Below are 9,078 nucleotides of genomic sequence, written 5' to 3' on the forward strand. Positions count from 1 at the left end.
CCCGCGCGGGGCGGGGAGATAGAACCCCCACCCGCGCGGGGGGTGGGGGGGGCGGGGGCGCGCCCGGGGGGGGGTCGGGGGCGCGGCCGCGGCCCCCCCCCCGGGGGCGCCGAACCCGTGGTTGTGGCGGGTCCTGGCGGCGTGCTGGCTCGCGCTGCTCGTCCTCGACGCGTGGCGGATCGCGGCGAAGCACCCGCCGGTCACCACCCGCCGGCCCGTGGTGGTCGGGATCGTCGCGGTGGTCGCCCTGGTGGGCGCGTACCTCGGGTACGGACTGCTGGGTCGCGCCGCGTACGACGACGGGGTCGCCGCGCAGGGCCGCGGTGACTGCGCGACGGCGACCGGCCGGTTCAACGCCGTGACCGGGCCCTACGAGCTGACGCTCAGCTCGGACGTCGCCGCGGCGGACCGCGGCCTGGTCGAGTGCGCCGACTTCACCGGCGCGGCCGGCTCCGACGGCGAGACCGCCGTCGAGCGTTACGTCCGGTTCCGCCGCGACCACCCGGACAGCCCGTTGGGCCCGATCGTGCACGACCGGCTCATCGAGACCTACACGACCTGGGCCCGCGGCCTGCGCGACGAGGGCCGGCTCGCCGATGCGATCAAGGTCTACCGCGACCTGCTCGCCGAGGACGAGTCGTTCGCCCCGGAGGTCGCCGACGCCTACCTGCGGCTGGCGAAGGCGTTCACCGCGGAAACCCCCGTCGGCGTCAACGGGGCGACCACCGCGCTGGAGGCGATCGCCGACGACTTCGGCGGCACGCCGAGCGCCGAGGAGGTGCCCGCGGCGTTCGACGCGCTCTACGCGGCGGCCACCGCGCCGCTCGCCGCCGGCAAGCCGTGCCAGGTGGTGGACGTCCTCGCGTTCTTCGCGGGCCGGACCAGCGACGTCGCCGCGAAGGTGGCCGGCGATGCGAAGAACCGGTACCCGCGCGCCATGCTCGACTGCGGGCTGAACCAGTTGCGCGACGGCGACGGGTCGGCCGCGGTCGCCACGCTGGACCGGTTCGTCAGGACGTTCCCCGGTCACGGCGACCTGCCGCAGGCCCAGTCGGCGCAGCTCGCCGCCCAGGTGGCCGTCGGCACCGGCGCGCGGGTGCCGGTGCCCGCGCCCCTCGGCGCGGGCGGCCCGATCACGATCACCTTCTACAACACCGTGAACAGCTCGATCACCATCAAGCTGGCGGGCTCCACCGCGCACCAGTTCACCCTGCCGCCGTGCGCGAACTGCCCGGAGTCCTACGCGCCCGGCGCCGGTGAGGCCGCCTGCGACTCGCCCGTCGGGCGGCCGCTGTTCGCCGTCGGCCTGGGCGAGGGCACCCACCACGTGCTCGCCGAGTTCGAGGACAGCGGCAAGCTGGTCCAGCAGTTCGACGCGAGCCCCGGCGGGTTCGACCTGTACTGCCTGTACGTGGAACGCGAACGCTGACCCGCGCGCGGCCGGACCCGGCACCCGGTCCGGCCGCACACCTCCCCGCACACGCCAGGGGGTCCGAGCGTGCGTTCGACCGTCGGAGGGACCGCCTACCGCGGTTCGACCGGACGATCACCCGGTCGGCTCCGGGGGCCGCGTTCTTCGAGCGGTCACGGTGGCGGGCCGCGCCGTCAGGCGTTTCGACGGCGAGTGCGGCGCGATGGTCCGCCGGGGTGTCCGAGCCGGATCTCCTGGTGGACTTCCGCGTGCGCGCCCTCACCCGTCTGCACGACACCGCCGCCCGACTGGTTGATCGTGATGGCGCTCGTGCCCCCGGTCCTCGGCCGTGCCGCGGTGTCCGGGGCGGGCGTGTGCCCGGTGTTCGCCGGGGCGGGTGCCATGCGGTGCAACAGGGTCAGGGCGAGGCCGGTCACGGCGACGAACAGGGCGGCGACGCTGGCGAGGCGGTCCGCCGTGTCCAGGTCGACCAGCACGCACACCAGCACACCTGCGGCGAGCACGACGGCCGCTGTCACCACCACCACGGCACGCTTGCGGCGGTAACGGGTTTCGTTCACCAAGGTCCCCCCGGTTCGTCGTCGATGTCGGGTTCGCGGACTTCCCAGCGCGGGGCCCGGGCCGGCCACTCCGGTTCCGGTCTGGCGACTTCGTCGGTGTCCGGACGGGCGGGCCCGTGCCGGGTCCGGTCCGCGACCCGGTCGTCCCAGCCGTGGGCGGACTCCTCGACGGCCGTCGCCGGATCGCGGGTGGGGTCGGAGGGGTGCGGGACCGGGTCGAGCGCGGGCGTCGGCGGCAGGTCGACGACGTCGGTCACCTCGGGCAGGTCGAGCTGCCGCCGGACGGTGTTCAGGTCGCGCAGCAGGTCGCCGGTCGCGGCGTCGGGGCGGTCGACCACCGCGGTGCGGGTGACGCGGTTGTCGTGGCCGATCATCACCACCGAGGCGTTCTCCGCGCGGGCCAGGCCGAACCACGCCAGCAGGTCGGTGGCGGGAACGGCGTCGAGGTCCGGGGTGTGGCGCAGGCCGGTCTCGTCGTCCACGCCCCGTGTCGCGGTCACGAGGGCGCGCAGGAACCCGGCGGTGCGCTCACCGGGCGAGGGCTCCGCCAGGGCGTGGGCCAGGGCCACGCACAGGTCCGCGTCCCCGACGAGCAACTCCGCCAGGGGGAACACGGTTTCCTCCGCGACGTAGCGCAGGTTCAGGTCGAGCGTGCTGCGGTCGCCGGTCTGCACGAGCGTCGGGTCGTCGATGGTGATCCCGGGTTCGGCGACGACCCGCCGGGTGACCACCTCGGGCGGCCCGGCGTCCACCCGCGCGACCAGTCGTGCCGCGGCCTCCTGCACCGCGGCGAGCGCGGCGGCGTCGCCGGGGTCGGCCACCAGGTCGGACAACGCCTGCCGACCGCGGTTGGACAGCTCGCGCAACTGGTCCATCCGCACGCCGGCGGAGGCGATGTGGTAGTGGTCGACCGCCTCCAGGCGGCAGTGGTCGGCGGCGACGGCCGCGGTCGGCGTGACCAGGTGCACCGTTCGGGCGGGGAAGAACCGCCCGAAACCCGTCACCCGAACCGGAGCCCGGGCGTGGCCGGCGACGCTCAGCACCGCGCCGCGGCCCACGTTCACCAGCACCACCCCGGTGGTCTGGGCCGGTTCGCCCGACGGCGTGGTCGCCGCCACACCGAGCAGGTGGGCCGGCAACCGCCACGACTCCCGGCCGGGCGCGTCGGTCGGGGCGGAACCCGTGAAGGGCTCCACCGGTCGGCGACGACGGTCCCGCAGCGGACCCGAATCGTTCGTCGGCGTATCCGCACGTGGTTCCGGAGCGGGACCGGTGCGCGGTCCCGGCATCCGCAGAGCCGGTTCGAGCCCTGCCTCGGGCGCTGTCCCCTCATCCTGCGACTCGTCCTCGGACGCCGACACGACATCCCCCTCCACCCCGGGGAGCGGGGCAGTGCGCGGTGACTCGGCGAGACCGCCAGTGTCCCGGCCCCGAACGGGCGGCGGACCGCACTACTGCGGACGTCGGCCGTCGGAGGTCCGCGGAGCGGAGTGGACCTCGTGCCAGTGCCGGGCCGATCGGACCAGGTCGTCGATCACGTGGAGGAGGAACCGGCTCGTGGTCGCCAGCCTGGCGCCGGCGGGGGTGGTGGCGCCGAGTTTTTCGGCCGCCTGCCCGCAGGCCTCGGCGATCTCGATCTGGTTGCGGGCGCCGGCCATGATCGACCGGAACGCCACGTCGTCGTCCACGACGTAGCGCTCGGCGCGGCTGCGGGGATCGCGTTCGCGCCTGACGAGTGCCTGCTCCTCCAGGTAGCCGATGGCTTTGGAGATCGACGCGGGGCTGACGTGCAGGCGTCGCACCAGTTCCGCGGACGTGAGGCTGCCGCTGTCGGTGGTGAACAGGGCGGCCAGGACCCTGGCCATCATGTTCGGCAGCCCGGCCCGCATCATCAGCGCCACGCTCTGCGCGTCCACCTCGTCCACGACCCGCGGATCGCGCCCGCCGGGAGCGGCGCTGCCCGGTGGCGCGGCGCCCCGCCGGCGCACCGGTCGGGCGCCGGCCCGGTGGGCCGCCTCGGCGCGGTAGCCGCGCGGGCCGCCGTTGCGCATCACCTCGCGGGTGACGGTGGAGGTCGGCCGCCCGATGCGGCGGCCGATCGCGGCGTAGGTCAGGTCCTCGCGCAGCGCCGCGGCGATCTGCTGCCGGTCCTGGAGGGTGAGTCTCTCACCGGGCATCGGCTGTCCTCCGCTGTCGGTGTTCGGCGGCAGCTTAGTGCAACGGGCCGTCGTTGCATTACCCGACAGTGCCCTTGCAACGAATCGAGTCATCTAGCAGCAGAAACATCGTTGCGTTGCCGGAGATTGATTGACGATATCGTATATGCAACGTAACTTTCGCCGCGTTGTGAACAGAATCGACGGGGGGAGTGGAACCCGATGACTGCCGATCCCGATCACCCGGCGATCGCGGCGAGGGCGATGCGCAAGGCGTACGGCGACCACGTGGTGCTCGACGGCGTCGACCTGGACGTCCCCGCGGGGTCGGTCTTCGCGTTGCTCGGCCCGAACGGCGCGGGCAAGACCACCGCGGTGCGGATCCTGTCGACGCTGATCCGCGCGGACGCGGGCGAGGTGCGGGTCGCCGGCCACGACGTGGTCCGCGAACCGGGGGCGGTGCGCGCCGCGATCGGCGTCACCGGCCAGTTCTCCGCGGTGGACGGCTTCCTCACCGGCGAGGAGAACCTGCTGTTGATGGCCGACCTGAACCACCTGCCCCGCCGGGAACGGCGGACGTGCGCGGCCGAGCTGCTGCGGCGGTTCGACCTGGTGGACGCGGCCCGCAAGCCCGCGGCGACGTACTCCGGGGGGCTGCGCCGCCGCCTGGACCTCGCGATGACCCTGGTCGGCCGGCCGCGCGTGATCTTCCTCGACGAGCCGACCACCGGCCTGGACCCGCGCAGCCGCCGTGCCATGTGGGAGGTCATCCGCGGGCTGGTGGCCGACGAGGGCGTCACGGTCTTCCTCACCACCCAGTACCTCGAGGAGGCCGACCGCCTCGCCGACCGGGTCGCGGTGCTGCACCGGGGGAAGGTGGTGGGGAGGGGCTCCCCGGAGGAGCTGAAGCGGCAGGTCGGCGGCGGCCACGTCACGCTCCGGTTCGCCGACCGCGGCGGTTACGACCGCGCCGTCCGGACGCTGGACGCGGTGTCCCGCAACGACGAGGCGCGCACCCTGCAGGTCCCCGGCCGGGGCGACGTCCGGTCGCTGCGGGCCCTGCTGGACCGGCTCGACCACGCCTCGCTCGCGGTGGACGAGCTGCAAGTCCACACCCCCGACCTCGACGACGTCTTCTTCGCCCTGACGGGCAACCCGGTCACCGGGCAGGAGCCCGCCCGATGAGCACCCCGTCGCACGCCCTCGCCGACTCGGCCACCATGGTCCGCCGCCAGTTGCGGCACCTGCTGCGCTACCCGACGCTCGTCCTGACGGCCGCCGGCGTCCCGGTGGTCTTCCTGCTGCTGTTCGTCTACGTCCTCGGCGGCATACTCGGGGCCGGGCTCGGCGGGGCGTCGGGCGGCCGGGACGCCTACGTGGACTACGTCGTGCCGGGCGTCATCCTCATGACCGCGGCGACCGCCGCCCAGGGCACCGCGATCTCCGTGGCCATCGACATGACCGAGGGCGTCGTCGCCCGGTTCCGCACCATGGCGATCGCCCGCGTCTCGGTGCTCACCGGTCACGTGGTGGGCAGCCTGGTCCAGACCCTGCTGAGCATCGCCGCGGTCGTCGGCGTCGCGCTGCTCGTGGGCTTCGAGCCGACCGCGGGCCCCGGCGGGTGGCTCGGCGCGGTCGGCCTGCTCGTGCTGATCGTGCTCGCGCTGACCTGGCTGTCGGTCGCCCTGGCCATGGTCGCCAAGACGGTCGCCGGCGCCAGCACCATGCTGACACCGCTGATGGTCCTGCCCATGGTGGGCAGCGGTTTCGCGCCCACCGACTCGATGCCCGCCGGGCTGCGGTGGTTCGCCGAGTACCAGCCGTTCACCCCGTTCATCGAGACCCTGCGCGGGCTGCTGTCGGGCACGCCGATCGGCCACAGCGCGATCCTGGCCGTGGGGTGGTGCGCCCTGATCACGGTGGGCGGCTACCTGTGGGCCCGCAGGCTCTACAACCGCGAGCCCGCGGGGTGAACGCCGGTCGGCTCCGCGGCGTCCTGCCGACCGCCGGCGCCGCGGTTCCCGGCCCCTGTGCCACGCCCTCGCCCGAACCGCCGGTCCCGGGCGGGCTCGTCAGTCCACTGTGGAGTCGGGACCGGTGCGGCGGAACGACAGCGCGATCGCCCCGGCGAGCGCCATGAACGCCGCCACGACCCACATGCCCGCGCGGAAGTCCCCGGTCACGCCCTGCAGCCAGCCCGCGAGGTACGGGCCGGCGAACCCGGCCAGGTTGCCGAACGAGTTGATCAGCCCGATGCCGGCGGCCGCGCCGACACCCACCAGGAACGCGTTCGGCAACTGCCAGAACACCGGGATCGCGGCGAACACGCCGATCGCGCACACCGTGATGGCGGCCATCACCAGCAGCGGCGAGTCGAGGTACAGCGCGGCCGCGATCGCGACCGCGCCGACGAACGCGGCGACCGCGACGTGCCACGCCCGTTCGCCGGTGCGGTCGGAGTGCCGCGCCCACAGCACCATCGCGACCGCGGCGAACGCGTACGGCACCGCCGTGACGAGGCCGATCCCGGCCAGGCTCAGCGTGGTGTCGAACTGCCGCTCGAAGCCCTTGACCACCTGCGGCAGGAAGAACGCCAGCACGTACAGGCCGAACACGATGCCGAAGTAGACGACGCTGAGGGCCAGCACGCGCGGGTTGGTCAACGCCGACCTGACGCCGACCTCGCCGCCGACCTGCCGAGCGTCCTCCGCGTCGATCGCCGACTGGAGCGCGGTCCGCTCGTCCGGCGCCAGCCACCGGGCGTCGCGCGGCCGGTTCGGCAGCACGAAGAACACCGCGACGCCGAGCAGGACCGACGGCAGGCCCTCGACGAAGAACATGAAGCGCCACCCCGCGTCGAAGCCGAGCACGCCGTCGCCGTACTGCATGAGCAGCGTGGAGACCGGGCTGCCGAGCACCGACGACAGCGGCACGGCCAGGAAGAACAGGGCGACGATCTTCGCGCGCCGGGCGCGGGGGAACCAGTAGGTCAGGTACAGGACGATGCCCGGGAAGAACCCGGCCTCGGCCACCCCGAGCAGCACCCGGACCACGTAGAACCCGACCTCGTCCCGGATGAACGCGGTCGCCGACGCCACGATGCCCCAGGTCACCATGATCCGGGCGATCCAGACCCGCGCGCCCACCCGGTGCAGGATGATGTTGCTGGGCACCTCGAAGAGGAAGTACCCGATGAAGAACAGGCCCGCGCCGAGCCCGTAGGCCGCGGCGCTGATGCCGAGGTCGGCGTTCATCGTCAACGCCGCGAACCCGACGTTGACCCGGTCCAGGTAGTTGAGCAGGTACAGCAGGCCGAGGAACGGGACCAGGCGCACGGTGGCCGCGCGCACCGCGCGCACCGCGGGCTCCTCGGTGGTGGGTGAACGCCGCTCCACATCTCCCCCAGGTCGGTCGTCACGGGCCGCGCACCCGACCGTAGGGGGTGCGCGGCCCGCACGGCCAGATCACCGGCCGGCCGGTCGCGGCCGGAAATGCGCCACCCGGCGGCGGCGCGGCGTTCCGACAATTCCGGGGCACGGTCCGCCCGATCACATCCGTGAATCCGACCCCGATTCGTTCACGGCTGTGAAATTTATTGTCCGCCGCGCGGCCGTGCGCAATGCTGCTGGCACCGCCGCCCGGTAGCGCCGTTCACGGATCCGACGCGCGAGTGCGCGCACCGGTGAATGGGACGGCGCCACCGGACCTTCGACGACGCAGGAGACGGAATGAATCGATCAGTCGCACGGCGGGCGCCCGCGGTGGTGGCCGCGGTGGTCCTCGCGGTCTCGACCGGGGCGGTCCTGGGCGCCACGCCGGCCTCGGCGGCCGGCACGGCGACCGGGTACGCGTCGCAGAACGGCGGGACCACCGGCGGTCAGGGCGGGGCGACGGTCCGGGCCACCACCGGCACGCAGATCCACCAGGCTTTGTGCAGCCGGGCCGGCAGCTCGACGCCGATCACCATCCAGGTCGAGGGCACCATCAACCACGGCAACACCGCCAAGGTCTCGGGCGACAGCTGCGACACCAACTCCGGTGTCATCGAGCTGAAGCGGATCAGCAACGTCACGATCATCGGCGTCGGGGCCGGGGCGGTGTTCGACCAGATCGGCATCCACATCCGCGAGTCCCGCAACATCATCATCCGCAACGTGACCGTGCGGAACGTCAAGAAGTCGGGGTCGCCCACGTCCAACGGCGGCGACGCCATCGGGATGGAGAAGAACGTCCGCAACGTCTGGGTGGACCACGTCAACCTGCTCGCGTCGGGCGGCGAGTCCGAGGGCTACGACGGGTTGTTCGACATGAAGGACAACACCCAGTACGTGACCCTGTCCTACAGCACGCTGCGCAACTCCGGTCGCGGCGGCCTGGTCGGGTCCAGCGAGAGCGACCTGTCGAACGGCTTCATCACCTACCACCACAACCTGTACCAGAACATCGACTCCCGCGCGCCGCTGCTGCGGGGCGGGATCGCGCACATCTACAACAACCACTACGTGAGCCTCAACGAATCCGGCATCAATTCCCGGGCCGGGGCCAAGGCGAGGGTGGACAACAACTACTTCAAGAACTCGAAGGACGTCCTCGGCACGTTCTACACCGACGAGGCCGGGTACTGGCAGGTCGGCGGGAACATCTTCGACAACGTGACCTGGTCGCCCCGCGACAGCGAGACCAACCCCGCCGGTCCGGACGTCAAGTCGACCACCAGCGTCACCGTGCCGTACGGCTTCACGCTCGACCGGGCCGAGTGCGTGCCGAACATCGTGAGTCGGACGGCGGGCGCGAACACGGGCCTGCGGGAGTCCGACGGCTCCTGCTGACCGAGCCCGGACGGGCCGCCCGCGGGGGGCGGGCCCTCCCGGACCGACCCGGGGCCGCCGCAGGGGGCGACCAAGGGGGTTGGGCCGTCGCGGACGAGGGC

At 73.2% G+C, this 9,078-nt stretch carries 8 protein-coding genes; 4 read left to right on the top strand and 4 right to left on the bottom strand.

Annotation, left to right across the window (positions count from 1 at the left end; translation table 11 throughout):
- Positions 1-121: 121 nt before the first annotated feature.
- Positions 122-1,429 carry a hypothetical protein gene (locus tag ACFXGA_RS20225; protein WP_378090029.1) on the top strand — a complete coding sequence of 436 codons (1,308 nt, stop codon included), beginning with the start codon at positions 122-124 and terminating at the stop codon, positions 1,427-1,429.
- Between the two features lie 176 nt (positions 1,430-1,605).
- Here the strand turns inward: ACFXGA_RS20225 and ACFXGA_RS20230 are convergent, their stop codons facing one another.
- The 3 genes from ACFXGA_RS20230 to ACFXGA_RS20240 all read right to left on the bottom strand — a co-directional run bounded on the left by ACFXGA_RS20230 (position 1,606) and on the right by ACFXGA_RS20240 (position 4,169).
- Positions 1,606-1,992 carry a hypothetical protein gene (locus ACFXGA_RS20230; protein ID WP_378090031.1) on the bottom strand — a complete coding sequence of 129 codons (387 nt, stop codon included), beginning with the start codon at positions 1,990-1,992 and terminating at the stop codon, positions 1,606-1,608.
- On the bottom strand, positions 1,989-3,188 hold the full coding sequence (locus tag ACFXGA_RS20235) for a hypothetical protein (RefSeq protein WP_378090033.1): 1,200 nt from the start codon (positions 3,186-3,188) through the stop codon (positions 1,989-1,991). Before ACFXGA_RS20235 ends, ACFXGA_RS20230 begins: the two co-directional genes overlap by 4 nt.
- Before the next feature lie 255 nt (positions 3,189-3,443).
- Positions 3,444-4,169: a helix-turn-helix domain-containing protein gene (locus ACFXGA_RS20240; protein WP_378090035.1), complete on the bottom strand. Its 726-nt coding sequence runs from the start codon at positions 4,167-4,169 to the stop codon at positions 3,444-3,446.
- Positions 4,170-4,370: 201 nt separating this feature from the next.
- On the opposite strand from ACFXGA_RS20240, the gene ACFXGA_RS20245 reads away from it, so the two are divergent.
- Both ACFXGA_RS20245 and ACFXGA_RS20250 read left to right on the top strand, forming a co-directional pair.
- Complete coding sequence (locus tag ACFXGA_RS20245) at positions 4,371-5,333, top strand: ATP-binding cassette domain-containing protein (protein WP_378090037.1); 963 nt, start codon at positions 4,371-4,373, stop codon at positions 5,331-5,333.
- On the top strand, positions 5,330-6,121 hold the full coding sequence (locus tag ACFXGA_RS20250) for an ABC transporter permease (protein WP_378090039.1): 792 nt from the start codon (positions 5,330-5,332) through the stop codon (positions 6,119-6,121). Before ACFXGA_RS20245 ends, ACFXGA_RS20250 begins: the two co-directional genes overlap by 4 nt.
- A gap of 99 nt (positions 6,122-6,220) precedes the next feature.
- Here the strand turns inward: ACFXGA_RS20250 and ACFXGA_RS20255 are convergent, their stop codons facing one another.
- Positions 6,221-7,507 (bottom strand): MFS transporter, encoded by a 1,287-nt coding sequence (locus tag ACFXGA_RS20255; RefSeq protein WP_378090041.1) that lies wholly within the window; start codon positions 7,505-7,507, stop codon positions 6,221-6,223.
- Between the two features lie 369 nt (positions 7,508-7,876).
- Between ACFXGA_RS20255 and ACFXGA_RS20260 the strand changes: the two genes are divergently transcribed.
- On the top strand, positions 7,877-8,977 hold the full coding sequence (locus ACFXGA_RS20260; protein WP_378090043.1) for a polysaccharide lyase family 1 protein: 1,101 nt from the start codon (positions 7,877-7,879) through the stop codon (positions 8,975-8,977).
- The last annotated feature ends 101 nt before the right edge of the window (positions 8,978-9,078 follow it).

The sequence above is a fragment of the Actinosynnema sp. NPDC059335 genome (assembly GCF_042752395.1).
Lineage (GTDB): Bacteria > Actinomycetota > Actinomycetes > Mycobacteriales > Pseudonocardiaceae > Actinosynnema.